Genomic DNA, 24,991 nt, shown 5'->3' on the forward strand with positions numbered 1-24,991 from the left:
GAGCCAGGATCAAACTCTCCGAAAAAAAGTTTGTTGAAAATCCTTACTCAAAATTGACTTGGCCGTTGAATGAAAAATTCAACATTGCCGCACGCTTGACATTTTGTTTAGTTTTCAAAGATCATCTATCGTTTCTAGTTTTTTATCGCTGTTCGCGACACTAATTATATTACTACATCACTTCATAGAAGTCAACATTTTTTTAAAAGTTTTTTTGCTTTCTTCTTTCAAACAGCGACCTTCTTAATTTAACATCTTAGAAAGATGTTGTCAACATTTTTTTATTCATCGCTGCTGTCTATTTTCAGCAGCGACGTTTTTTAATATATCACGGCCATTTTTTAATGTCAACATATTTTTATCTCACTTTATATTTTCTTTGATAAACAGCTGACCCTTTGGAATTTTGATCATCGACAGCTACTATATTTTTCAATGCTAAATATTGAAGGAAGAGTTCTAAGTTAGGTGCAAATTCTATTAATCTTTCGTCATTTACTAAGTCTTTTAAAGTCCATTCATCTTTTGACTTCATGATTTCAAGCAAATAACTGCTTCCGATTCGTGTGCGGGAACTCGTTGCAAATCCCAATTCTAAAAACAAAAGTTGCACTCTCTTTTCAATTGGTTCGTTGCTTTCTGACAATTCCAAATAAAATGTATAAACTTCAGGTTCAAGCTTTTTTACTTGATTCCATAAGCTATTTGCCGGATATAAACCGTGTTCAAGCACCGATAAAGTAGCTAAATGCTGTAAGGCTTGAACCATTAGGGTAAAAGCATCTAAATATTGTTTTCTTTCATAAAATTCTTTTCCCATGGAATAACATTTTATTAAATTGGCAAATTCGATGCAAATCTTCTTTTTTCTTATATTAATCGGTATCTCTTGCAATTTAATTCTCAATTTTTGAATTGAGTTTTCTTTTTCAAATAAAACTTGACCATTCAATATCCATTGCAAGTAATTGCTATATTTTAAATGTCTGCATAGTTGTTGTTCACTGACCGTATGAACAGTAATTTTCAATTGATCAACTATGTAATGGTCAATCATGTACGGATTTTTATCAAATTCTAATTCTCTCATTAATACAATTAAATACACATCTGGCTGTTCTGAACCGAGCCAATTCTTTTTTTCGTTTTCATACAAAAGGATTCCCAGCGTATTTTCATCTGCTGCATTTTCCTCAAGTATTGGCCGAAGCCGTTCATCCATATCTATTCCTCCAACAAATTTCAACTTGCATGATTTTATAAATAACTTACATTTATATTTCTACATTAGCAATAAAATTTCCTTTTCTGCTGATCGATTTACAAAACTAACTTTTCGACACACGGATATGATATAATGGCAAATTAGGAGGTAATCGTCAAATGGGCTTAAAATATTCTAGTAAAATTAACAAAATCCGTTCATTCGCACTCCTTCTTATATTTATAGGAGTTGCTGTCATGTATGTTGGCATCATCTTTAAAGCAAACGCTTGGGTAATGACTAGTTTTATTATTTTAGGTTTTTTGTTTATTATCGCCAGTACTATTGTTTACTTTTGGATTGGAATGCTCTCAACGAAAACTGTGCAAGTGGTTTGCCCTTCTTGCCAAAAACCTACAAAAATGCTTGGCCGGGTTGATTTGTGTATGCACTGCAGCGAACCTTTAACATTAGATCGAAGTCTAGAAGGCAAAGAATTTGATGAAAAATATAATTCGAAAAGAAAATAAACGTAAAAAAAGCCGGAACTATATAAACTTATGTTCCGGCATTCTTTTGCACCATCGATTTTAGAAAAATAAAAAAGGCAATATGCAGGAGACATATTACCGCGGGCATTAATGTTGTTCTTTTTCTTTGCAGTCAGGGCAAGTACCATACACTTCCATACGATGATGGCTCACTTGAAATCCAGTTACATGTTCTGCTAGTTTCTCTACTTCGTAAAAACCTGGATAATGGAAATCGACAATCTTGCCACATTTTTCACAGATGACATGATAATGGTCTGAAATATTGCAATCAAAACGGCTGGAAGAATCGCCGTATGTCAACTCTCTTACTAAACCTACTTCTTTAAAAACACGTAAGTTATTATAAACAGTTGCCACACTCATATTTGGGAACTTTCCTTCAAGCGCTTTGTAAATTTCATCTGCTGTTGGATGTGACATCGATTGAAGCAAATACTCTAATATCGCATGACGTTGCGGTGTAATTCGTACTCCTGAGCCTTTCAACGTTTCCATCGCTTCCTGAATGCGCATTTCTGACATCGTCATGCACCTCACTTCCACTTATAAATAATTCTTACTTTATAATTGTTATAATCTTATAAATATTGTACATTTGTTTCCTCAATATTGTCAACATTAATATATATAAAAGCGCATAAGCAATGCTTAAACGCTTTTATTTTTATTATTTGTCAAAGATGGTCATTATTGGTGGAGTTCTCTTTCTGTTTCATTCAAATTAAAATTAATATAACGCGCTGCGACAAATAAGAAATCTGATAAACGATTTAAATAAGATAAAACATACGGATTGATATTTTCACCTATTGCAATTGTTTTTCTTTCAGCTCTACGAATCATTGTTCTAGCAACATGTAAAGAGGCACCAGCTTGATGTCCGCCTGGCAAAATAAAGTTTTTGAGCGGGGGTATTTTTTCATCCCACTTATCAATGATTTGTTCTAATTCGGTTATTTGATCAGCTGTAACAGTCCATTTTACTTCTTTTCCTGCAGGGGTTGAAATTTCAGCACCTACATGAAAGAGGCTTGTTTGAACTTTATGAAAGATAGCGAGAACTTCTTCTTTACCTTCGAATGTTTCATTTTTTAAAAAGCTTAAAGCAAGACCGATCATCGAATTTGCTTCATCAACTGTTCCGTACGCTTCCACCCGCGGATCGGTTTTTGAAACTCTTTCGCCGTATACTAACGACGTCATTCCTTTATCTCCTGATTTTGTATAAATTTTCAATATTAGTACCCCCTGTCTAAATCAATTACATTTTTTAAATTATTATTATTTCCGGACAAATAATTTATTAAATTATGTTCAAAAATTTGAAATGCACGTTGTTGGTATAAAGCGGAAAGCCCTGATATATGCGGAGTAACCGTTACGTTTTCCATTTTCCAAAACGGATGTCCTTCTGGAAGCGGTTCCGATTCGAATACATCCAATACTGCATGGGCAATTTCGCCATCTTCCAAGACTTTCAATAAAACGCTTTCTTCTACGATGTCGCCGCGGCCAATATTGATGAAAACACACTCATTTTTCATCATTTTAAAATGATTTTCTTTTAATAAATGATATGTTTCTTTTGTACTAGGTAATACTGAAACGACGAAATCCGCTTGTACCAACGCCTGTTCAAGATCTTGAACCGAATAAATTTCATCCATGTAATCAGCGTTTTGTCCGCTGCGATTTACGCCGATCGTTTTCATATTAAAAGCTTTGGCAACTCTAGCAATTTCACAGCCAATAGCTCCAGCTCCTAGAATAGTAATTGTTTTTCCAGCCAACTCAACCAATCGAATGGTTCGATCCCATACCTCATTTTTTTCATTTTCAATTAATTGTTTCATTTTTTTCGTCACTTGCATGATCATGGCGAATGTATATTCAGCCATTGGCACCTTATGTATACCACGCGCATTTGTAATTAATATATTCCTTTTCTTTAAAGCTTCAAACGGCAGCTTTTCTATTCCTGCTGATAACACCATGATCCATTTTAACCGCTTGGCTCTTTCTAATATTTCTTCATTTAAATCGCCGCCATATGTGACTAATATATCAGCATTTTCTATATCCGCCTTTGCCTCTTCCATCGTTGGATGAAAGAAAAAATGCACTTCTGGAAATTTTTCTTGAAGTTCTTTTTGAATGGCAGATTTAACTCTTAATGATGTGATAATATTCAATTCATTTCACCTCTTTTATTATTATATATAATTTTCGACAATTTTCTTTATTTAGAATATTTTTTTATAAAAAAATACGGGACGGACCGGTCCCGTATAAAAATGCTATCATCTGAGGAGGTATGCCCTACACTTACAACATACGAACGAGTAGCACTGTTTGTATAGGTCATCGCCTGTATCGAATGAAAATAGGCTCTTGGTCAATTCTCTAGATCGACCGTATACGAATTTTCTATCTATTTACGATAAGTTTTCCTTAATATATTCAAGCGCTTCTTCTACATGACCTTTTACTTTTACTTTACGCCATTCTTTTACGAGCGTACCTTCTTTATCAATAATGAACGTTGAGCGCTCAATGCCCATATATTCTTTTCCGAAATTTTTCTTTAACGTCCAAACGCCATAAGCTTCTGCCGCTTTATGCTCTTCATCTGCTAAAAGCAAAAATGGCAAATCATATTTTTCAATAAATTTTGCATGGCGATCTAAAGGATCTGGGCTAACTCCAAGGATAACAGCATTTAACTCTGCAAAACTTTCATGCTTGTCCCGAAAATCGCAAGCCTCAGTCGTACAACCAGGTGTCATATCTTTCGGATAAAAATACAAAACAACATGTTTCCCACGAAAGTCAGATAATTTCACTGTTTCTCCATTCGATGCCGGCAATTCAAAATCCGGTGCTTTACTTCCAATTTCAACTGTCAAATTGTAACACCTCCATTATTTGTTATTTAATAGATTAACGAATTGCTCCTTTAATTACAAATGATTAACCTCTTTCTTTAAAAAAAGAGCCTTCAAAATAAATAACAGATCTTACAACAAAGGCTGCTGGCAACAAATAACCAATTAACGCTTCAACAACAGCAAACCACCGGCCAATGCCAATCGGAACAATATCGCCATAACCTAAAGAAAATAAAGTGACGGCACTGAAATAAATGCACGTGCCTAATATATGGAAAAATGGTGGTTCTATCTCCTGTCCCGATTCTAAGATGATTGAATAGCCTGCCATTTCTATAAATGTGTAAATAAAACCAAAACCGATTAGCAAAATAACATATGTAATAATAAGAGCAACGAAATATTCAATGGACAAAAAATGTTTCTGGTTTCTTCCAAAACGGTCGCTTAGCCAAAGCCATTCTAGGCTTTTATAAATAATGCAAAGTAATGAACCTATACTAACCAAAAGCATTTCTATCTCCACCTGCCTTCATTGCTTGATATATTCATATGAAAGACAGGCAGTGAAAAGAATAAAAATGTGTCCATTCACTATTGCCAGGCTAAGACTGCTTCATGAAATTGCTTTTGCCCTAATTTCCTGCCCCTCGATATCTCCGGACTCCTTTATTCCAAATCCAAACAGACAACATGAAAAAGACGATTCCCATTACCGGGGTTAAAAAGGCATAGCCATACCATTCTGTCCGACCTAGAAAATACGCGGAAGGATAAACGCCAACAAAAGCAAACGGCAAAACCCAAGTTAAAATAAAACGAATGATCCGGTTATAAATATCAACAGGATAACGGCCGTAATTTCCGATATTATAAACCATCGGCATAATGTCCGTACGTGCATCTGACCAGAAACCGATGCTCGCAAGCATAATAAGAATGCCGCCATAAATGAGCATCCCACCAATAACCATGACAACAAATATAAACGGATCGTACCAATGAAGTTGTAAATCTAAAGATCTTCCGGCATAAATCATGATGACAAAACCAGTTATAACACCAAATAAAGATTCTACTTCAATTCGTTCAAGCAAAACTTGATACAAGCTATGAAGCGGCCTTGTTAAAATCCGATCCATTTCACCTTTCACAATATAACGTTCATTGAAATCCCAAATATTGAAAAAAGCTGAGAAAAGCGAATAAGGAACGAGGAAAAAACCGTAAATAAAAATGATTTCATCCCTGCTCCAGCCGCTTAAAACTTGAGTATGGCCAAAAACAACGAGAATAAAAGTTAAATTAACAGCTTGATATAACAAATCGGATACTATTTCAACTAGAGAATCTGTCCTGTACTCCAATCTTGTTTTCATATATTGGCTCAAATATTGGAAAAACATCGAAACATAAAACTTCATCTTTTTAGCCCCCCTGCACGACGAGCTTTCTTCTAGCAAAGATCCATAAAACTTGAATTGGAATGACTAGTAAAACCGCCCAAATCAGTTGGAATAAAAGTGCTTGAAACATGGCATGTCCTTGCAGCCCTTCTGTAAAAATCATGCTAGGAATATAGCTGATCGCTTGGAATGGAAAAAACATCATGATTTGCTGGACTGCTTGAGGGAAAAAGCTAATCGGCAAAATTAAGCCGGAAAACAAATCGATTAACACTCTTTTTGCCCTCAATAAACCTTCAATATTGTAAAAGAAGAATGTCATGATTCCTGCCAACAAATTGAGTTCGGAATTCACTACAAAACTTAAAATCGTAGAAATTCCAAAATAGAACCAGGTAGTTAAGCTGCTTGAAAATTCAAGCGGGAAAATAAAACTAATCAAAACCATCCCCGGTAAAGAGAAAAACAATAAACGGAAAAGACCTTCTCCAAGTCCTGCCATCATCTTCATCGTTAAATAGTTATACGGACGAATTAATTCCACAGCCACTTTTCCATCTTTAACCTCTAGAGCAATTTCGCGGTCAATATTATTAAAATAAAAAGCTCGGGCCATCCAACCAATGGCAATATACGTCACCATTTGCGAAACCGCTAATCCTTCAATTTCCTGTTTGTCACCATAAATTGCCTTCCACAAAAAATAATAAGCACCAATATTGATGCTGTAGTTAAGAATACCGCTATAATAATTCGTCCGGTAAGCTAACATCATTAAAAAACGAATTCGTATCATCTCTATATATTTGGACATCTATCACACCCACCTACAGGCCTCCTTAAGGCCATTTCTCCTTAAACAGCAGGATCTTTCAATCCTCGTTCATAAATATTGCGAACAATTTCTTCCGTTGATATTTCTTTCATTTTCATATCGCTAATTTGACTTGCGGCAACAACTCTCGTAATAACTGCTGAAACAACATCATCTTCATTGTTGACATTTGCAATCCAGCAATTTGCTTCTTCCCCTTTTTGCCATTCTACTGGAAGGTCTCTTGTTAATTTCTCCAACTCGTTTTGTTTTGTTGGATAAACAAATTGGAACTGTATTTGCTTGCCGTCACCCCAATTGGAATGAAGATCTGTTAAACTACCGTCATAAATGATTTTCCCTTCATCAAGAATGACAACGCGCTCGCATAATGCTTCAATATCCGATAAATCATGGGTAGTTAATAAAATTGTCGTATTGAATTTTTCATTGATCTCCTTTAAAAATTCCCTAATTTTTAGTTTTACTAAAACATCTAAACCGATCGTTGGTTCATCTAAAAACAAAAGTGGCGGATTATGGATTAACGCTGCTGCCAATTCACAGCGCATTCGTTGACCAAGCGAAAGTTTTCGAACAGGTTTGTCCAAAAGCGGCTCGATATCCAGTGTAGAAATGACATGGCCCATATGTTCTTCATAATCCCGATCTGAAACTTTATACACTTTTTTTAACAAACGAAATGATTCTTGAACAGCGATATCCCACCAAAGTTGCGAACGTTGACCAAACACAACACCGATCGTTCGTGTAAATCGTTCCCGTTCTCTATGTGGATTCAATCCATTGACTAAAACTTTACCGGACGTCGGTTCAAGAATACCGGTTAACATTTTAATCGTTGTTGATTTACCAGCTCCGTTTTCACCAATATAGCCGACCATTTCGCCAGGTTTTACTTTTAGTGAAATATTATCAACCGCTGTAATGATTTTATATTGCCGATTGAATAAGTCGCGGAAAGCGCCTTTCAACCCGCCCCTGCTTGAATAGGATTTAAACTCTTTACGCAAATTTTCGACATCGATAATATAGTCCATGAACTTCCCCCCAAAGAAAAATAAATTCCTCTTCCGCTCTTATTCATTTTGCTAACAATGAGTTTATCGAATTGTTAAACTGCACACAAATTTCTTGCTTTAAAATACTCGATAATTTTTTCGAAAAAATAAAAAAAGAATGTCGATTTTTTGTTGATCTTTTTACATTTTTTTAAAATGTTTTTGGTTGAATCTTAACTGTATTCGATGTATAGTACCATTTATGTATGATGACTAAGAAAGGATTATAGGTGAATATGAAACTTGGCGCAAGAATATTGAAAACAGGGATTGCTGTTACATTAGCACTTTTTCTTGCAAAATTATTAGAAATGCCATCCCCTTCTTTAAGTGGGATTGCTGCTGTTTTCGCCATTCAACCTTCGATTTATCGGACCTACCAATCCATTTTAGAGCAAGTCCAAGGGAATGTCATTGGTGCAGCTATTGCGATCCTTAGCGTAATTACATTAGGTACTGATCCTTTCGTCATTGGAATTGCCGTCATTATCGTCATAGCAATCCATCTCCGTTTAAAGATTGAAGGAACAATTGCTTTAAGTTTAGTAACGGTTATCGCGATTATGGAAAGTGTAGATGGACATTTTATTACATTCGCCCTTGATCGTTTTATCGCAATCATGATCGGCGTTCTCTCTTCTTTCCTAGTGAATCTATTGTTTATTCCGCCTAAATACGAAACAAAACTTTATTATAAGGTTGTAGAAACGACCGAAGGAATTGTTAAGTGGATTCGGGTAAGCTCAAGAAACGCAACCGACCATGCCACACTAAAAGAAGAGATTGAAAAGTTTAAAGATAAGCTGGAAAGAATGGAAAATCTGTATCATTTTTATAAAGAAGAGCGGACATATTCAAAAAAGAAACAATTTGTGAAAGCGCGCAAGCTTGTCCTATTTCGTCAAATGATCGCTTCCACCCATCTAGCTTTTGAGATCTTAAAAAAGTTGCACAAACTAGAACATAGCTATAGCGATTTGCCGAAATCCGTGCAGCAAATGACGAAAGAAATACTTGATTCATTAACAACTTATCATGAACAAATTCTTCAAAAATACATTAGCAAAGCAGGGGCAATTCCTGCAGAAGCCATTACGAAAGACATCATTCATGAAAAAGAACAAATCATTGAGGCTTACATGGAAGTGATTAAAAGCGAGACCGAAGCAAATAAACAAGATTGGATTCATACATTGCCGCTTCTTACAACGATTATCGAATATTATGAAGCAATCTTCCATTTAGATCATTTAATTAATAGTTTTCAAAGCTATCATACCGAAGAAAATAAAGTAAAAATTTCCGAAAAGGAAGAAATATAAAGGTTAGCAGTCGTTTATGTGCGGCCTCTTTTTAAGCTACCTATAGGCAATAATGTAAAAGGCGCTAAGATAAATGGGGCCTCGTTTTCAGCTGCCAAAGACAATCATAAAATTGGCGCTGGATGGGGCCTTTTCCATTTGCAAGACTATTCATGTAAAAGACCTTGAGCACGGTTTCTTATCCAGCTCTAAAAAACTATATAAAAACACTGTTTACAGCTTCTTTTTCAATTGGCGAAAGACTATTAATAGAAAGTGATGATATGCACCTTTTATCAGCATAAGGTACCTAAATCATAAACAAAAAAGAAAGGGCTTAACATTTAAAGCCCTTCATTAAACATTTTGGGGCGTTGTTAGGTCAAAACGCCCTCTTATATTTTTCTCTCAAAACTTTATGTAATCATTTTATTGAAGAACCGAATCGGTTTTCGTTTCATCCAATTGTTGGACTTTAAAGAGGTTATAATATCCTCCTCTTTTTTCCATCAGTTCCTCATGAGTACCGATTTCTTTAATTTCTCCATTTTCAATGAGTACAATGCGATCGGCATGGGTAATCGTTGCTAACCGATGGGCAACGATGAAGGTTGTCCGGTTTTTCGCAAGTTTCTCAAGCGCTTCTTGGATTAAATGCTCGCTTTCTAGATCTAGTGCTGATGTTGCTTCATCTAAAATTAATATCGGCGGATTTTTTAGAAATACGCGCGCAATAGCGACACGCTGTTTTTGACCGCCGGAAAGCTTCACGCCACGTTCCCCTACTTTCGTATCATATCCATCCTTCAAATCCATAATAAAATCATGTGCGTTCGCTGCTTTTGCCGCTTCAATGACTTCTTCATCAGTGGCATTTGGATTTCCCATTAAAATATTCATTTTTACCGAATCGCTGAATAAAATATTGTCTTGAAGAACCATTCCGATTTTATCCCGAAGTGACCTTGCTTTAAAATCACGAATATCAACACCATCAAGCAAAATACGTCCTTCGCTGACATCATAAAAACGAGGAATGAGACTAACGAGCGATGATTTTCCTCCTCCGCTCATTCCAACTAAGGCAATCGTTTCTCCCGGTTTGACATCAAGACATATATTTTTCAACACATAAGGCCCGTTCTCGTTATATTTAAAACTGACATTTTCAAATGTCACGTGCCCTTTTACTTCTTTTAATTCGATCGCATCCTCTTTATCAACAATATCGTATTTTTCATCCATAAATTCAAATACACGGTCCATCGAAGCAATCGATTGAGTCAACGTTGTGGATGAATTGATCAAACGACGCAAAGGATTATACAATTTATCCATGTATGTAACAAAAGCGACCATTGTACCGACAGTGATTTCCTCGGTAATAACAGCATAACCAGCAAAGGCGATGACAAGGAGCGGCGCTAAATCAGTAATCGTATTGACGACTGCAAACGTCTTCGCATTCCAGCTCGTATGTTCCAGCGCTTTTCTTAAAAAATTTTGATTTTTTTTATCAAACAATGTTTGTTCATAATCTTCAAGCGCAAAGCTGCGAATGACGGATACTCCTTGAACCCGCTCATGCAAATACCCTTGAACTTCAGCAAGCGCCTGTGAACGAACTCTCGTTAAATGGCGAAGTCTTCCATAAAAATATTTCACCGAAAAAGCGTAGAGCGGAAATAAGATAATAGCGATCAATGTTAATTTCAAATCCATCGTAAACATAATCGCTAGCGCAATAAAGATTGTCATCATATCGATCCAAATATTCATTAATCCTGTTATGACAAAAGATTTTGTTTGCTCAACGTCATTGATGACTCTTGAAATGATTTCGCCAGCTTTTGAATTCGCATAATATCGCAAACTCAATTTTTGAATATGGGAAAAGAGCTGATCACGAATATCATAAAGGATTTTACTGCCAACCCATTGAGCATAATATTGCCGGTAATATTCAATAGGCGGACGCAACACAAAAAAGATGACAAAAGCAATCGCCATCATTACAATTAGTTCATGAATTTTCTCATCAGTCGTCAACGTTTCATTCGCAATAATATCATCAAGTACATACTTCAAAATTAACGGCATTAAAAGCGGGATGCCGAATTTAAGTAAACCGATGATAATCGTTAAAATAATTTTACTCTTATATGGCCATACAAATTTTAAATATCGGATGATACTATCCAGACAAACCACCACCTAATTTTTAAAGGGGAATAAAGCAAAATTCTACAACTCCAAATATAGTTTAGCGGATTACTGCAATTCGATTATAAACTTTGTACATAAAGTACAGGAGGGGCTGTGAAAATGCAGCCCCTTACCTAAAAATATGTAGTTATGACCGATAAGTTAAATATCTTTCATACCAATTATCAATAAAATCGGGTGCAAAAGGTCCTTTGCGCTGCCGGATCCATCGGATTAAATCGGAAATATTTTTCTTCAAAATATAATCAATTTCCATTGGGTATTTCATCTGTTTTTTATGAAGTTCGTATTCATCTTCATCTAATATCATATACGTCATATCAGGAAAAACTTTAATATCTAAATCATAATCAATATATTTAAGTATGTGATTGTCCCAAGCAAATGGCGAACTTAAATTGCAATAATAATAAATACCATCTTCACGAATCATACCAATGATATTAAACCAATGGTTGGCATGAAAATAACAGATCGCAGGCTCTCTTGTTATCCATGTCCGCCCATCAGCTTCCGTCACAAGGGTCCGATCATTGGCACCAATAACGACCGACCGATTTCCTTTTAAGAGAGTCGTTTCTTCCCATACACGGTGTATCGTCCCACTATGCTTATAGCTTTGTATTTGTATTTTACTTCCTGCTTTGGGGACAAACATACTATCTTCCTTTCCCTACGAATAAGAATACTTAGTCTTTCCTTTCTACAAATAAGCATACCTACCCACTTTTATACTATTATATCGGTTTCAATAACAATTTAAAACTAATCTGATTTACAAATTTCCAAATTAAGCATTTTAGAAAGTTTCATGCACGTTATGCGCTCATTTCTTTCACTCGTTTGCTTATAGGCCGTGCTATAAAATTCCCTGTTAACGATGCTAATATTTGTTGGAATAACATTCCAATGATGACAGGAATAGCTACAGGAGCTGGAAAATAAGTAATGGCTATAACTGCACCTGCACTAATATTTCGCATTCCCCCATTAAAGATTAACGCAATTTTAATACCAGCTTCTTCTTTCAACATACTCGAAATGACCCAACTGACTAAATAACCGCTGCATGCAAGCACAAAGACGACTACAGAAATAAATAACAACTTCCCATTCAACTCGTGGAAATATGGGGCAATTGCCGCACCATTTAACCCAACGACTGCGCCAAGACAAAGTTTTGAAACTGGAGCAAAGATAGGCGCAAGCGTTTCATTAATTTTTCCTTTTGTCGTTTCATTTAAAACCATACCTAATATCGACGGTAAAACGATCATCCAAATTAAACCTTCCATAATTTCAAAGGCATCCATATGAACAGTTGTCCCAAACAACAATTGCAAAACAGCCGGTACTATAAAAGGAGACAAAAATGAGTCGAGCACTATGATGGAGATCGTCAAAATGACATTTCCTTTATAAATCGATACCCAAATTAAACTGGAGACACCCGTTGGAATTAAAAAAGCTAGGACTAAACCTATAATCGTATAATGGTCATTTTGAAAAGCGATTTTTCCAATACCATAAGCGATGAATGGCATTAAAAGATGTAAAACGATCAGACAAGTTAAAAGCGGGCGTGCAAAGTGGACAACCGACTTAATATCTGCAAATTTTGATTGCAAGCTACCTGAAAAAGTCATAAAAGCAAAGATCCATGGTACTAAAAAAATAAAAGGTTGCAAACTTTCCGAAAAAACGATGCCGATTATTACACTTGTCGGAGTGATAATCGGCATGAGCTTCAATAATACTTTGTTTAACGTTTGAAAAAACATAAATAAGATCCTTTCAATCGAAAAAATAATACAAAGTTCATGCTGCTCTTTCATTTTACTCCTGTTTTCGGAAAATTTCATTAGGTGTTTGCTTCCCTTTTGTACTTCTTTCACACGAAAGAAACATCCATACATTAAAATAAGCATTTAGTTTACGGCCAAAAAAATTTTGAATGTAGCCGAATCTCCAGATATGAAAAAAGCATTCCACTTACACCCTTGAAACTTCTTGGCCTATTGCTTTACCAAAACTCCGTTTTCATCTATAAAAACTTTAGACCTAAAGCCGTGTAAAAACCCCAAACATAAAAAATCATCCCGTTTTCACCCATAAAAACTTTAGGGGTCTAGCAGCACCAACTCCACATAAGGAACACATATTCCATTTACGCCCATGAAAATCTTTTGGTTGTACTGTCCAACTCCAATTATTGAAAAAATTTTAGGTCTGCAAGCCGAACAATCTCCAAACATGAAAAAAGCATTCCCTTTCTTCAAAGATCAGGGAATGCTTTTTTCGTTAGCCGTTAAATTATGAATTTTGGCTTTTGTTTTGTTCAGATTGTGCGTTTTGTTGTCTTACTTGCTGAACATTTGTTTCGCTCGCAAATTCTGCTCCATATTGACCAGCATTATTTGCAGATTGAGCGTTTTGTTGTCTTACTTGTTGAACATTTGTTCCAGCTTGTGTTTTCTTTGCCATGAACGGCACCTCCAGTAAGTATTTTTTTAACAAGTCTGTCAATGAAGAGCATCATTTGAGAAGAGATGATGCTTCCTTGACTTGTACGAGTATATTTTGTTCTGTTGACCGTTTTCTATACAAAAAAATTTTGAAAAGCCCTGACACCGCATCTTACTTGCGTTTTCAGCTGTTGCCATTGGCGAGTCTGAAACTTTTTCGTTTACATAGATCCAAGCATCGCCAAACCAAGTATAAATATGGTGCCAGTTTCCAATTCTTTCAAAGGAGGTGACCGTTTGTGGACTTAAAGCACCAATGGATACAGCCGTTATCGTTGGTGAAGAATATAAAAGTGTATTCGACGATAAAGTAATCTTTTTTTCTTTCTTTTCTAGTTGCCCTTCGATCGTATTTGATTTTGATATCCAAGCGTCTCCAAACCATGTGTAAATACGGTACCAACCGTGATCCGTTTCTTCAAAAGCTGTTACAGTTTGAGGAGCGATTTTTCCAACGATATAACTTTTATAATCAACTGCTTTTTTATACAACGTTTTTTCAGCAAATAAAGTCACTTTTTTATCAACTTTTTCAACTTTAGGCAATTTAACCTTAAATCCATTTTCTTGAGCGATCGTGAGAAAATCTTTATCCGCATATGTGATATGCACAGTCGTTCCAACCGGGACTTGCTCAAATAGCCAACGCACATCTGCATTATGCATTCGAATGCAGCCAGCGCTTGAATATTTTCCAATCGATTTCTCGTTATTCGTTCCGTGAATGCCATACGTTTGACCCCATGTTCCCGGCACATCCAAACCCATCCAACGGTCTCCTAAAGGATTTCTCGGAGAACCACCGGGTATTTTTTCTTTATAATAAGGGCGGTTTTTAATTTTATTTGCAATTGTAAATGTTCCTTCTGGTGTCAGCTTTCTGCTTTTGCCTGTTCCTACCGGAAACACTTTCTCCAATTTTCCGTCCTTAAAATAGGCCAACTCATTCACGGCTTTATTAATAATTAGAAGATGGGGCATGAACTTAGAAGTTTTTGCTTCAGTTGCATAAATGTGCGACGGTGCCAGAATTGCTAATAGAAACACTATACAAATAATTAATAGAAAAAAAAGCCTGTTTTTTCCCATGTTCCTCTCCCCTTTCAAAACACTCTAAGGGCATTGTATGAGGGGACAAATTAGAACATTACTTAAATAAATCCAATATTTACACCTTAATTTCAGCTAAAATTTTTCTATAAGATACCGGAAAAGGAAGCCTTAAAACATCTTCCAGTGGGAGAAACATGCAATTTTCTTTTTGGACAAAATGCTCAGCTGAAGACCCGCTTACATAACCGTTATAAACGGCGATATTCCATATTAAATGGGAAAATTCATGCTTCAAATTCATAAAATGGTTTTCGATCGTTACGTCTAATTGATATTTTTCTTTCATAAAATGTTTTAATTGTTCCATTTGATCTTGAGCGGAATGCAACTTCATTTCGTGATTTGGCAGTTCCCATAAATTTGCCAACAAACCTTCACTTGGTCTTTTTTGCACTAAAATATGTCCCGTATCATTTCTTAAGATTAAAGCATTAATGACAACGGTTTTGGTCGTTTTTTTCGTTGTTTTTACAGGAAGTTCATCTTGCAAACCTTCACCGAATGCAAGGCAATGTCTTTGTACCGGGCATAATAAACATGATGGTGATTTAGGAGTACAAATTAACGCCCCAAGCTCCATTAAACCTTGATTGAATTCAGAAGGTTGGTCAGGCGAAATAAGCTCACGAACAGCGTTTTCAAACAATTTTCTTGTTTTTTGCTTAGAAATGTCATCTTCGATCATCAGGATACGCGACAATACGCGCATGACATTGCCGTCTACAGCAGGTTCTGGAATGCCATAAGCGATGCTTAAAATAGCACCTTTCGTATAAGGGCCGACACCTTTCAGCTTGGAAAGTTCTTTCGCATCATCTGGAACGCGGCCGCCATATTTTTCGGCAACTTCTTTGACGGCACTTTGCAAATTACGCACCCTTGAGTAATACCCTAAACCTTCCCAAGCTTTTAATACTTTTTCTTCCTCGGCGTTCGCCAACGCTTCAATGGTTGGAAATTTTTCTATAAAATTGTTAAAATAAGGTATTACCGTTTCTACCCTCGTTTGTTGAAGCATTACTTCTGAAACCCAAATTTTATATGGATCTTTATCTTTTCTCCAAGGCAAAATGCGTTGCTCCCTAATAAACCAATCAATCAAATCTTGCTGAAACTGGAGTATATTGAAATTTTTTAAATTTTTTTCTAGATTTGTTTCCACAGCTGTACCTCCATGGTGTTAAAATAAATGTAGACAAATTTTACATTGTATTTCAAATGAAATTAAAATTTTTGAAGTATAATACAGTTGAATTGAATTATTTTGCAAATCGCTAGGAGGATTTTACTCATGGATACTGGCACCCACGTCGTAATGGGAATTGCACTAGGAGGCTTGGCTACCCTCGATCCCGTCGTTGGGAACCATGAAATTACAGCACAAACAATCATGATCGGAACATTAATTGGTTCTCAAGCACCTGATCTCGATACGATTCTTAAGCTGAAAAATAATGCAAAATATATTCGCAATCACCGCGGAATTACCCATTCGATCCCCGCTTTGTTTATTTGGCCATTATTAATTACTGGGGCGATCACATTGTTTTCGCCTGAAGCCAATGTGTTTCATTTATTTCTATGGACATTCATTGCAGTTGTTCTGCATGTGTTTGTTGATATTTTTAATGCATATGGGACACAAGCTTTGCGCCCGTTTACGAAAAAATGGATTGCCTTAGGCATTATAAATACGTTTGATCCATTCATCTTTTTTGCCCATATCGTCGGAATTGCCATTTGGCGCTATGGTGTTGATCCGGGCTATACATTTTTAGGGGTTTATATCGTTTTAATCGGTTATTACGTCCTTCGTTATTATACAAAAAGGCAAATTATCCATAAAGTAAAAGAACGAATACCTGATACAACCCAAATCATTATTTCGCCAACTTATCGTTTCAATCAATGGCATTTAGCGATTACAACGAAAACAAAATTTTATGTTGCACGGGCGGTTGATCTGGAAATTAACATTCTTGATGAATATGAAAAAGTACCTGTACCAGATACACCTATCATCAAAGCAGCGATGAAAGATGAAAATTTATCGGCATTTTTATCGTTCTCTCCAGTGTATCGTTGGGAAATTGATGAATATAACGACCATTACGAAGTGCGGTTTATTGATCTTCGTTATCGAAGCAAAGGTTATTATCCATTTGTCGCAGTAGTACAGCTTGACCAATCATTAAATATTGTAAGTTCGTACACTGGCTGGATATTTAGTGAAGAAAAGTTAATGAAGAAATTAGAAATCGCTCCGGAGAATTAAATGTCGCCGTTTAACTTACACTATGTAATGGATGTTCGAATGAACATTCACAACTCATAAGGAGGGGTTTCGAATGGTCCGGAATAAAGAAACAAATTTTCCTGCCCGAAAAAGTTTTAACGGTGAAGGAAGGGCAAAGCCTGAATATTCATCATTAAGGGCAAACGGACAAATCAACACCCATCCACAAGAGCGCATGCGGATGTCCAATGAAAGACGTCCTTCTAAGTAAATGTGTGCACTATAGAGAAAGACTTGTTCCAAGCTGGTTAGACTTTCTTCCAACAGGAGATGACCACCATGGGAAAATATAAAAAGTTCTATGACAACTTGTATAAAGATCCGTTCCTAAAAGGACATGCAAATCCAAAGCATTCTTGGCATCAAATAAACGGTGAAACACGTCAAACCGTCAATCAAATTATTTTAGAAACAGAAACAAGAAAACGCTCATAGCCTAGCCAATTACGGATGCAAATATACACCTCAAAAAAGCCAGAGAATCATTTACTTCTCTGGCTTTATTAATAACGAAATCGGAATGCCTTCCAATTCCTCTTTACCTTGACGTTTTCCCCAAGCAAATACACCTTTCAAATATTCGATTGTAAATAATGAACCTGGGTCGCCTGAAATTTCATATACTTCCCCCGGTTGAAATTGGCTTGGGCTTAAAAGGTATGCTTTCGCCATCGCAATTTTTCTTTCATACACGGCAAATTCATTAATCATACCCATTTGTTCCGCTTTTCTCGCTTTTTCTTGCAACTTTCCTATTTCGAGCTTCAATTCGTATTCCGTCATTTCACTATAACGTTTTTCCATGTTCCCCACTCCACATTTTGTATTGGACCATAAGTTTTAGTATAAAGGATTCTCTCAGATGTGACAAAGAACAATTTTACTTATTTTAGTCTACACCATGGTGGAAGACAATATTTTGAGATTAAGCTTTTTCATTGTTTGTTTGGATTCGCACCTTCGTTCGTTCGTTTTATAGCAATTGTGAGGCTAGCTACTCATTTTTCGCAACTGATGCTAGAACTTTCCAACATCTACTATAGCAATTAACCTTTCCGCCAATCCATTTAGTTCATTTCTTTATATTGTGCAATAAATGCTTCAATCTCCTCTACTCTAAAACCGCGCTGGTATAAATATTGTTTTACCCGCTGCTCTAATTCCCATCCTTCATATTTATTGCTGTATTTTTTATAAGCTTTTTCTCCATGTTTCATTACAGCTAGAAGCAATTCTTGTTCATCTTGTTCAATCACTAATTCGTTGGATGCTCTTTTGGCAATCGGTAATGTAAATCCTTTTGAAAGTAAAGTTTGGCCAATTTTTTGCCGAACTTGATATTCCGTCAGCCCTTTTTTTTGTTTAGCAAATTTTTGAGCAAATTGGCTGGCAATTTCAAACTGTTTTTCCTCAGGATATTCTTTCAAACCCTCATTTATATATTCTTCAGAGACGCCTTTTTGCTGCAGCTCTTGACGAATCAACAACGGTCCTTTAACTTGCTGGTTCATTCGAGATCGGACAAAAGCTTTCGCAAACTCTAAATCATTAATATATTGGTGTTCTTTCAGTTTGTTTATGACAATGGAAACAATCTCTTCCTCATACGACTTTGAAAGCAAATATTCACGCATTTCTTTTTCTGATTTCATTCGTGAAGTTAAAAATTTTAACGCCAACTGATAAGCCTTTTTTATTTTGTCTTTATATAAAATTTCTTTCAATTCTTCATCCGTGTATGTATTTCCTTTTTTTAATCGAAATTCTATTAATACATCTTGATCGACGCTGAAAAAATAATCCTCACCATCACCGGTGATGCGATCAACATAAACGTTAAACCGCTCTTTATTATTTTTTTGAGTTGTAATCTTTACTATTTTAAACATGGAAATCACCCAGTTCTTATTATACCAACGAAAGGACGGCAAAGGTTATTTGATTTGTCTTCATTTACCGATTTCCTATTCCCAAACTGTTTCCAAAAAGATTTGTCCCATTTTGAATAACTTCATTTTTTTCCGTTCATACTTTTAAAAGAAAAAATTTTTTCATGGAGGTTTACCTATGTCTAAAAGTAAAGCAAGGCGGGACAGGGAAAATAAAAGATCGTTAACAGCAGCACAAGAAGTTTTATATCAAAGAGCTTTTAAAAAAGCTGATCGTGCAGGCGGGTTTGCACCGCGAAATCCTAACGCTTAAAGCCGACATACATATTTACTTTTTAAATCATTTCGAAAGGGGATTATTATGACAAGAGGACAAAGCCGTCAAAATAAAAAAGGAGATCAAACACCAAAATATGCACAAACAACATCTGATGGACGGGATATCGAATTTTCTCAAGAATTAGCTGATCAAGATGATCTTGAAGCACAAGCACGTACTGAAGCAGCCGACCGCCGTGTGAAATCTAAAAAGAAAGAATAAATATAAAAAAACGGGACGGTGTGTAATGGCCGTCCCGTGTTTGTTTACTAAACCGTTGCGTGTCCTTCTGTTTCTTCTTTCATACGTTTTTTGCCGAATTTTTCTTTCATATAAGGAACTAAGAATCGGTCGACACCGTAGTAGTAGCTTGCAGAACCTGCAGCTAACAAGATGATTGCAACTGTATATAACACTGGGTTTGTGCTTGTTGTACCTGCTAATAAGAAGTTTAAGTTCATAAATGCACCGGCTAATAATGCAGGAATTGTTAAACAACCGATAATAAGTCCGATTCCGACTAACAATTCACCCCATGCGACTAGGAAGCTGAATAAACCAGAGTTTGGCAATGCCACATTTTCAAGAAATGCCGCGTACCAAGAAGATACTGCTGGGTGGTCTCCTGCTGCTTTGCCGATTGCTCCTTGAATGAATCCACTAGCGTCAAATCCATCTACTACTTTATGCCAACCTGCTTCTATCCATTGAATACCTAACCAAATTCTAACGATCGTCCACACGCCTGACATTATAGGCCCTTTCATCCATTTCATAGTTTCCCACTCCTTTTAAATATTTAAAAGTTTTTAATAGTATATAATATCATATGATTAAAGAAGATGATTGCTCAGTATTTCACAAATTATTCAATAAGTTTTTCAATTTGACTTATCTAAACGCTTGTCCATTTTGTAATATTTTTATAAGTAAGTGATCCATTGGACTTACCTCTTTCTTTTGTAAATTTTTTTTAATATCTTTCTTTACTTTAACTATACATTTTTGCCATTTACTATTCAATGGACTTCACAATGATGACATTTTTTATTCAAATGTAAGTCACAACTTTCTCACACTTTTTTCACAATTTTAGCCAACAGAAAAACCCTTTGCCAAAGTCGATATTTTCGCAAAGGGTTTGCTATTGTTTCTATTTGAATTCTAATGAACGAAAGTCTTTCGGGTCGATTTTTTTCAACAGTTTTAAGTCTTCTTCTGTTGGCGGTGTTGTAAATTTGATATCATCATACAGAAGTTCAAAACCGGTATTTTCTTTTACTTCCTCCAACGATGACGTTGGGTGGATGCTTTCTAAATGCAGCTTGCCATTTTTAAAAATAAAAATGCAAAGCGGTGTTACGATTTTCCACACATTTCCTCTTGTCGTAATAAAATCCACTTGTTCAACGAACGTTCTTCGATCATGTTTCGTGCGCCAAATTATCGCTTTTTTGGCAGTCGGTATGAGTACAGCACTTCCAGCTCCTCCAGGGAGCCGCACTTTTGGCTTTTTATAAGAACCAATGACAGAGGCATTGACATTGCCATGAATATCAAATTGAACACCGCTTAAAAAAGCTACATCCAATTTGCCGCGCATCGATAAATCAAAAATTTGCTCTAACGGAAAATAAGCCTCCGCACCTTTGAGCAAGTTCCCGCTCGCTGATGAATAACATTCTTCAGAAATAGAAGCAGGGTTCACACCACCGGGGATGTTCAAATGGACAAGATTAGGTGCATGCTTCTGTTTCGCAAGCTGAATCGCAACCATCGGCAGGTGGGAGGATACGCCGTGAAAAACGGTTTCGTGATCTGAAAGCATGTTGGCAATTGCACAAGTCATTAAATCAACGACACGGTAAAGACTTGTTTTCATCGTTTTTGTATCCCCCTCTCCCCTGCATAATCTTTCGTTTCATAGCTTTTAATAAAAGCTTCAATTTCCGCTTTTTCTTTTCTAGCAATAAAGCTTGAAAGGGCTTGATGATCGACATCATATTTTTGATAACAGCTGCACGGGCTTGCTCCTTTAGGCGCGTGCACAACTGCGCTTACTAAAAATCCTGGGATATCCACGCGGTCGCTTTTCATTTTTATTTTATATTCCGGCACAATTTGTTCAGTCGTAATAATAACCCGTTTGGCCGCTCTGCTTAATAAGACATCTTCAAATTTAGGACCGTATATAATGGAATTGCCGTTTTTATCACATTCATGAACATGGATGACGGCAACATCCGGTAAAATCGATTTAACGAGCGTGACTGGTTCTCCGCTGCCAAATGGATCTTCCACAACGATAAAATAATCGTTTTCTAAGAGAAGGTCACCAGCATTTAAACCTTTGACCGGCATAAATGGAACGTTCATGGAAGCACCGCGAAGCGCACAAATAACCGTATAGCAAGCATGTTCATTGGCGATCACTTCGCCGCTTTGCACCGCTTTCCGATAATGCTCGGCAAGCCCGTATTTTGTTTCATAACTGACAAAGCCAGCATCAACAGAAGAAACGGCCCCGACTGCACAAAGCAAATCGATATCGTGGGCGCCTGCGGTTTTGACTATTTTTAGTTGCTTTTTCTTTTGCCTTGCCATTTCCCGAACAAAAGCCATTGGCGCCCGATGCAAAACATTTCCGCCAATGCCAACCGTGTCACCATTATTGATCGTGGCAACCGCTTCATTTAACGTGATAATTTTGCTCATAACTTCACCACCATTGTTTTGCCTCAAACAAGAAGCAGGCTATTTCGCTGCATTGCTTGCAATATGAATCGCATCCCAAACACTTGCAAATGGAGGTGCATAACATAAATCTGTCATGCCTAGTTCGTCGGTTGTCATATTGTTATGGATCGCAACGGCAAACACATCAATTCTAAGAACAGCTCCTTTAGCCCCTGCCGCTTGCGCACCTAATATTCGCCTTGTCCGCTTCTCATAAATTAATTTAATCCAAATCGGTGTTTGATTTGGATAATAGCCGGGATGGTCAACCGCTTGAACAAAGACAGTCGCGTAATCGATAGCTAGATTTTTAGCATCCGATTCTGACATCCCTGTCCGAGCTAGCTCTAAATCAAATACTTTTATCGCTGCACTTCCTAATGTGCCGACGTATTTAATATGACTACCTGCGATGTTGGCACCGGCTATTCGCCCGCATTTATTGGCATTCGTGCCAAGTGGTAGATAAGAATTTTCTTCCATGACTTTATTGTAAACTTCAGCACAGTCGCCAGCGGCATAAATATCTTTCACATTTGTTCTCATTTCACGATCGATGATGACCGCCCCATTCGGTGCAAGCGCAATGCCAGACCCTTTTAAAAACTTTGTGGCTGGTCTTGTCCCTATGGCCAACACAACTAAATCCGTTTTATACACATTTTTGTTTGTTTTGACCGATTCCACTACACCATTTGATCCAAAAAATGCTTCCACTTTCTCATTAAAATGAAGTTCAACACCTTGGCGCCTTAACTCATTTTCTGCAAGATCAGAAATTTCCGGATCAAATGGCCGTAAGCTTCTTTCCGCCAGTTCAATGATTTTCACTTGTTTGCCTAACGTTCCCATTGCTTCAGCAACTTCAATGCCGATATAGCCGGCTCCAATGATCGTTACGTGTTTGACATTCGCATGAGTTGCTTTCTCTTTCAGTCGAATGGCATCCTCCAACGTTTTAAGAACAAAGATGTTGCCAAGTTCTATACCTGGGAGTGGAGGAACGATCGGCGTCGAGCCAGTTGCAATGAGCAGCTTGTCGAATGATTCAATAAACAACCGGTTTTCAACTAAGTCTTTAACCATCACTTGCTTCTTTTCTGGAACAACTTTAACGACTTCATGTTGAAGATATGTTTGAATCCCCATCTTATCAAAATGTTCTTTCGGTCTTGCGATTAATTTTTTGTAATCGTCATTTTCCCCGGATACAAAATAAGGAAGGCCGCAAGCACCGTAAGATAAAACATTGCCTTTTTCAAATACGATAATTTGGGCATCTTTATTGATTCTTTTTAATTTAGAGGCAGCAGACATACCAGCTGCTACCCCACCAATGACAACAAGCTTCATTCATTTACACCGTCCATTCTCTTGGGAAAAAATTAATTTTTCCCAATGTTCGGCTCTTGATCGATGATCCCGACAACAATCGCATCGATCGGAGCTTGTCTTGTTAGGGCATGTTGAGCCGCATCGCCGAGTGTAACAAGTACGAGTTCTCCTTCACCAGCGCCAATATTATCAGCTGCAACAAAATATTCATCGCTCTTTCCATAGCAAGGTTGTATTACGAGAAATTTATGTCCTTGAAGGCTTTCATGCTTTCTCGTAGATACGACTTTACTAATGACCTTGCCAATAATCATAGTTCGTACCTCCAATTAAGGTATGATTTTTCCAAATTCATTTCCTTTCAGTCCAAAAGCGTTGGCATCATCGACATCAATATGCATATCCAAAGCATAAGTATCTTTTACGCGAATGGTAACATTGTGCATGATGCCGCCTTTTGGCCCGCTAATTTCAACGGAAACTTTCTGACCGTTCTTAACACCAAATCGTTTTGCATCTTCTGGAGTCATATGAATATGGCGATCGGCAATAATACAACCTTCTTCTAAGTTCACTACGCCTTTCGGACCTATGACAGTAATAGGCGCAGAACCTTTTAAATCCCCAGATTCTCTTACTGGCGGATGAATTCCTAAACGTCTTGCATCGCTTTCAGCAACTTCTACTTGTGTTTGTTTACGAATTGGGTAAAGGACTCGTACGTTTTCGATCATTCCTCGCGGTCCTTTAATAGTTACCGTTTCATTGCAAGCGTATTGGCCAGGCTGAGAAATATCTCTATATTTTGTCAGTTGATAGCCTTTTCCAAACAAAATATCAACATGTTCTTGCTCAAGATGTATATGTCTTGCCGAAACGCTGATTGGAACGTATTTGTTCTTCCAATCGTTAATAGTAATCAATTGTTGTTTTTGTAATTCTTCAAAAACTGCTTTCGTGATCTCTTCCAAAAGAACGTTTCTGTTGACTTCATTCACCTGTATTCACCGCTTATTTTAAAATAGGCAAAATTTTCTCTACATCAGAATGAGGTCTTGGAATTACATGTACTGCAACTAACTCGCCAATTCGTTGCGCTGCTTCTGCACCTACTTCTGTTGCTGCCTTAACCGCACCAACTTCACCAGTAACAATAACAGAAACTAATCCTGAGCCGATTTTTTCAGTGCCTACGATTTGTACGTTCGCAGCTTTTAACATTGCATCAGCTGCCTCAATTGCAGCTGTTAATCCTTTTGTTTCAATAATTCCTAATGATCCACTCATTTTTCTTCCTCCTAGC

Annotated in this window: 31 protein-coding genes; 7 read left to right on the forward strand and 24 right to left on the reverse strand. The window is 36.8% G+C overall.

The window, feature by feature from the left end; all coding sequences use genetic code 11:
- Positions 1–358 precede the first annotated feature (358 nt).
- A complete protein-coding gene (locus tag HR057_RS10145) occupies positions 359–1,222 on the reverse strand; it encodes a nucleotidyltransferase-like protein (protein ID WP_173731323.1) in 864 nt (287 codons plus the stop codon).
- A 161-nt stretch (positions 1,223–1,383) separates the two neighbouring features.
- On the opposite strand from HR057_RS10145, the gene HR057_RS10150 reads away from it, so the two are divergent.
- Positions 1,384–1,734 (forward strand): YgzB family protein, encoded by a 351-nt coding sequence (locus HR057_RS10150; protein WP_173731324.1) that lies wholly within the window; start codon positions 1,384–1,386, stop codon positions 1,732–1,734.
- A gap of 108 nt (positions 1,735–1,842) precedes the next feature.
- On the opposite strand, the gene perR is transcribed toward HR057_RS10150, so the two are convergent.
- From perR to HR057_RS10190, 8 genes are all read right to left on the reverse strand, one after another.
- Positions 1,843–2,280 carry a peroxide-responsive transcriptional repressor PerR gene (perR, locus tag HR057_RS10155; protein ID WP_173731325.1) on the reverse strand — a complete coding sequence of 146 codons (438 nt, stop codon included), beginning with the start codon at positions 2,278–2,280 and terminating at the stop codon, positions 1,843–1,845.
- A 165-nt stretch (positions 2,281–2,445) separates the two neighbouring features.
- Positions 2,446–2,994, reverse strand: a complete 549-nt coding sequence (locus tag HR057_RS10160) for a cob(I)yrinic acid a,c-diamide adenosyltransferase (protein ID WP_173731326.1) — start codon at positions 2,992–2,994, stop codon at positions 2,446–2,448.
- A gap of 2 nt (positions 2,995–2,996) precedes the next feature.
- Positions 2,997–3,950 carry a D-2-hydroxyacid dehydrogenase gene (locus HR057_RS10165; RefSeq protein WP_173731327.1) on the reverse strand — a complete coding sequence of 318 codons (954 nt, stop codon included), beginning with the start codon at positions 3,948–3,950 and terminating at the stop codon, positions 2,997–2,999.
- A gap of 243 nt (positions 3,951–4,193) precedes the next feature.
- Entirely contained in the window at positions 4,194–4,664 is a 471-nt protein-coding gene (bcp, locus tag HR057_RS10170; protein ID WP_173731328.1) for a thioredoxin-dependent thiol peroxidase, read from the reverse strand.
- Between the two features lie 64 nt (positions 4,665–4,728).
- Complete coding sequence (locus HR057_RS10175) at positions 4,729–5,160, reverse strand: potassium channel family protein (protein WP_173731329.1); 432 nt, start codon at positions 5,158–5,160, stop codon at positions 4,729–4,731.
- A gap of 121 nt (positions 5,161–5,281) precedes the next feature.
- Positions 5,282–6,070 carry an ABC transporter permease gene (locus HR057_RS10180; RefSeq protein ID WP_173731330.1) on the reverse strand — a complete coding sequence of 263 codons (789 nt, stop codon included), beginning with the start codon at positions 6,068–6,070 and terminating at the stop codon, positions 5,282–5,284.
- A gap of 4 nt (positions 6,071–6,074) precedes the next feature.
- Positions 6,075–6,866, reverse strand: coding sequence for an ABC transporter permease (locus tag HR057_RS10185; protein WP_173731331.1), 792 nt, complete (start codon positions 6,864–6,866; stop codon positions 6,075–6,077).
- A gap of 41 nt (positions 6,867–6,907) precedes the next feature.
- Positions 6,908–7,927 carry an ABC transporter ATP-binding protein gene (locus tag HR057_RS10190; RefSeq protein WP_173731332.1) on the reverse strand — a complete coding sequence of 340 codons (1,020 nt, stop codon included), beginning with the start codon at positions 7,925–7,927 and terminating at the stop codon, positions 6,908–6,910.
- 257 nt (positions 7,928–8,184) lie between these two features.
- Here HR057_RS10190 and HR057_RS10195 point away from each other — a divergent pair, with 257 nt between their 5' ends.
- Positions 8,185–9,270 (forward strand): aromatic acid exporter family protein, encoded by a 1,086-nt coding sequence (locus tag HR057_RS10195; RefSeq protein WP_173731418.1) that lies wholly within the window; start codon positions 8,185–8,187, stop codon positions 9,268–9,270.
- Between the two features lie 408 nt (positions 9,271–9,678).
- Here the strand turns inward: HR057_RS10195 and HR057_RS10200 are convergent, their stop codons facing one another.
- From HR057_RS10200 to mutY, 6 genes are all read right to left on the reverse strand, one after another.
- Entirely contained in the window at positions 9,679–11,451 is a 1,773-nt protein-coding gene (locus tag HR057_RS10200; RefSeq protein ID WP_173731419.1) for an ABC transporter ATP-binding protein, read from the reverse strand.
- A 151-nt stretch (positions 11,452–11,602) separates the two neighbouring features.
- Complete coding sequence (ntdP, locus tag HR057_RS10205; protein ID WP_173731333.1) at positions 11,603–12,133, reverse strand: nucleoside tri-diphosphate phosphatase; 531 nt, start codon at positions 12,131–12,133, stop codon at positions 11,603–11,605.
- Between the two features lie 160 nt (positions 12,134–12,293).
- On the reverse strand, positions 12,294–13,337 hold the full coding sequence (locus HR057_RS10210) for a bile acid:sodium symporter family protein (RefSeq protein ID WP_329955867.1): 1,044 nt from the start codon (positions 13,335–13,337) through the stop codon (positions 12,294–12,296).
- A gap of 451 nt (positions 13,338–13,788) precedes the next feature.
- On the reverse strand, positions 13,789–13,959 hold the full coding sequence (locus tag HR057_RS10215) for a gamma-type small acid-soluble spore protein (protein ID WP_173731334.1): 171 nt from the start codon (positions 13,957–13,959) through the stop codon (positions 13,789–13,791).
- A 38-nt stretch (positions 13,960–13,997) separates the two neighbouring features.
- On the reverse strand, positions 13,998–15,089 hold the full coding sequence (locus HR057_RS17320; protein WP_173731335.1) for a L,D-transpeptidase: 1,092 nt from the start codon (positions 15,087–15,089) through the stop codon (positions 13,998–14,000).
- A 79-nt stretch (positions 15,090–15,168) separates the two neighbouring features.
- A complete protein-coding gene (gene mutY / locus HR057_RS10225) occupies positions 15,169–16,275 on the reverse strand; it encodes an A/G-specific adenine glycosylase (protein WP_173731336.1) in 1,107 nt (368 codons plus the stop codon).
- A gap of 129 nt (positions 16,276–16,404) precedes the next feature.
- Here mutY and HR057_RS10230 point away from each other — a divergent pair, with 129 nt between their 5' ends.
- The 3 genes from HR057_RS10230 to HR057_RS10240 all read left to right on the forward strand — a co-directional run bounded on the left by HR057_RS10230 (position 16,405) and on the right by HR057_RS10240 (position 17,844).
- Positions 16,405–17,388 carry a metal-dependent hydrolase gene (locus HR057_RS10230; RefSeq protein WP_173731337.1) on the forward strand — a complete coding sequence of 328 codons (984 nt, stop codon included), beginning with the start codon at positions 16,405–16,407 and terminating at the stop codon, positions 17,386–17,388.
- A 73-nt stretch (positions 17,389–17,461) separates the two neighbouring features.
- The gene (gene sspK / locus HR057_RS10235; RefSeq protein ID WP_173731338.1) at positions 17,462–17,620 is read left to right on the forward strand and encodes a small acid-soluble spore protein K; all 159 of its coding nucleotides are present in this window, start codon (positions 17,462–17,464) and stop codon (positions 17,618–17,620) included.
- A 68-nt stretch (positions 17,621–17,688) separates the two neighbouring features.
- Positions 17,689–17,844 carry a YpzG family protein gene (locus HR057_RS10240; RefSeq protein ID WP_173731339.1) on the forward strand — a complete coding sequence of 52 codons (156 nt, stop codon included), beginning with the start codon at positions 17,689–17,691 and terminating at the stop codon, positions 17,842–17,844.
- Between the two features lie 51 nt (positions 17,845–17,895).
- On the opposite strand, the gene HR057_RS10245 is transcribed toward HR057_RS10240, so the two are convergent.
- Together HR057_RS10245 and recX are read right to left on the reverse strand one after the other, a co-directional pair.
- Positions 17,896–18,213: a YfhH family protein gene (locus HR057_RS10245; protein WP_173731340.1), complete on the reverse strand. Its 318-nt coding sequence runs from the start codon at positions 18,211–18,213 to the stop codon at positions 17,896–17,898.
- 263 nt (positions 18,214–18,476) lie between these two features.
- A complete protein-coding gene (recX, locus tag HR057_RS10250) occupies positions 18,477–19,298 on the reverse strand; it encodes a recombination regulator RecX (RefSeq protein WP_173731341.1) in 822 nt (273 codons plus the stop codon).
- Positions 19,299–19,476: 178 nt separating this feature from the next.
- Here recX and HR057_RS10255 point away from each other — a divergent pair, with 178 nt between their 5' ends.
- Together HR057_RS10255 and HR057_RS10260 are read left to right on the forward strand one after the other, a co-directional pair.
- Positions 19,477–19,611, forward strand: a complete 135-nt coding sequence (locus HR057_RS10255; RefSeq protein ID WP_173731342.1) for a YfhE family protein — start codon at positions 19,477–19,479, stop codon at positions 19,609–19,611.
- Between the two features lie 48 nt (positions 19,612–19,659).
- The gene (locus HR057_RS10260; RefSeq protein WP_173731343.1) at positions 19,660–19,839 is read left to right on the forward strand and encodes a YfhD family protein; all 180 of its coding nucleotides are present in this window, start codon (positions 19,660–19,662) and stop codon (positions 19,837–19,839) included.
- A 47-nt stretch (positions 19,840–19,886) separates the two neighbouring features.
- Here the strand turns inward: HR057_RS10260 and HR057_RS10265 are convergent, their stop codons facing one another.
- The 7 genes from HR057_RS10265 to HR057_RS10295 all read right to left on the reverse strand — a co-directional run bounded on the left by HR057_RS10265 (position 19,887) and on the right by HR057_RS10295 (position 24,975).
- Positions 19,887–20,393: a DoxX family protein gene (locus tag HR057_RS10265; RefSeq protein WP_173731344.1), complete on the reverse strand. Its 507-nt coding sequence runs from the start codon at positions 20,391–20,393 to the stop codon at positions 19,887–19,889.
- Positions 20,394–20,770: 377 nt separating this feature from the next.
- Positions 20,771–21,499, reverse strand: a complete 729-nt coding sequence (locus HR057_RS10270; protein WP_173731345.1) for a CoA-transferase subunit beta — start codon at positions 21,497–21,499, stop codon at positions 20,771–20,773.
- Positions 21,496–22,332: a CoA transferase subunit A gene (locus HR057_RS10275; protein WP_173731346.1), complete on the reverse strand. Its 837-nt coding sequence runs from the start codon at positions 22,330–22,332 to the stop codon at positions 21,496–21,498. The genes HR057_RS10270 and HR057_RS10275 overlap by 4 nt, the downstream gene beginning before the upstream one ends.
- 39 nt (positions 22,333–22,371) lie before the next feature.
- On the reverse strand, positions 22,372–23,706 hold the full coding sequence (locus tag HR057_RS10280; RefSeq protein WP_173731347.1) for a CoA-disulfide reductase: 1,335 nt from the start codon (positions 23,704–23,706) through the stop codon (positions 22,372–22,374).
- 32 nt (positions 23,707–23,738) lie between these two features.
- Positions 23,739–24,002, reverse strand: a complete 264-nt coding sequence (locus HR057_RS10285; protein WP_173731348.1) for a EutN/CcmL family microcompartment protein — start codon at positions 24,000–24,002, stop codon at positions 23,739–23,741.
- A 15-nt stretch (positions 24,003–24,017) separates the two neighbouring features.
- A complete protein-coding gene (pduL, locus tag HR057_RS10290) occupies positions 24,018–24,686 on the reverse strand; it encodes a phosphate propanoyltransferase (protein ID WP_173731349.1) in 669 nt (222 codons plus the stop codon).
- 13 nt (positions 24,687–24,699) lie between these two features.
- On the reverse strand, positions 24,700–24,975 hold the full coding sequence (locus tag HR057_RS10295; RefSeq protein ID WP_173731350.1) for a BMC domain-containing protein: 276 nt from the start codon (positions 24,973–24,975) through the stop codon (positions 24,700–24,702).
- Positions 24,976–24,991 lie beyond the last annotated feature (16 nt).

The sequence above is a fragment of the Calidifontibacillus erzurumensis genome (genome assembly GCF_013303125.1).
In the GTDB taxonomy this organism is placed as follows: Bacteria; Bacillota; Bacilli; order Bacillales; family Bacillaceae_J; genus Calidifontibacillus; species Calidifontibacillus erzurumensis.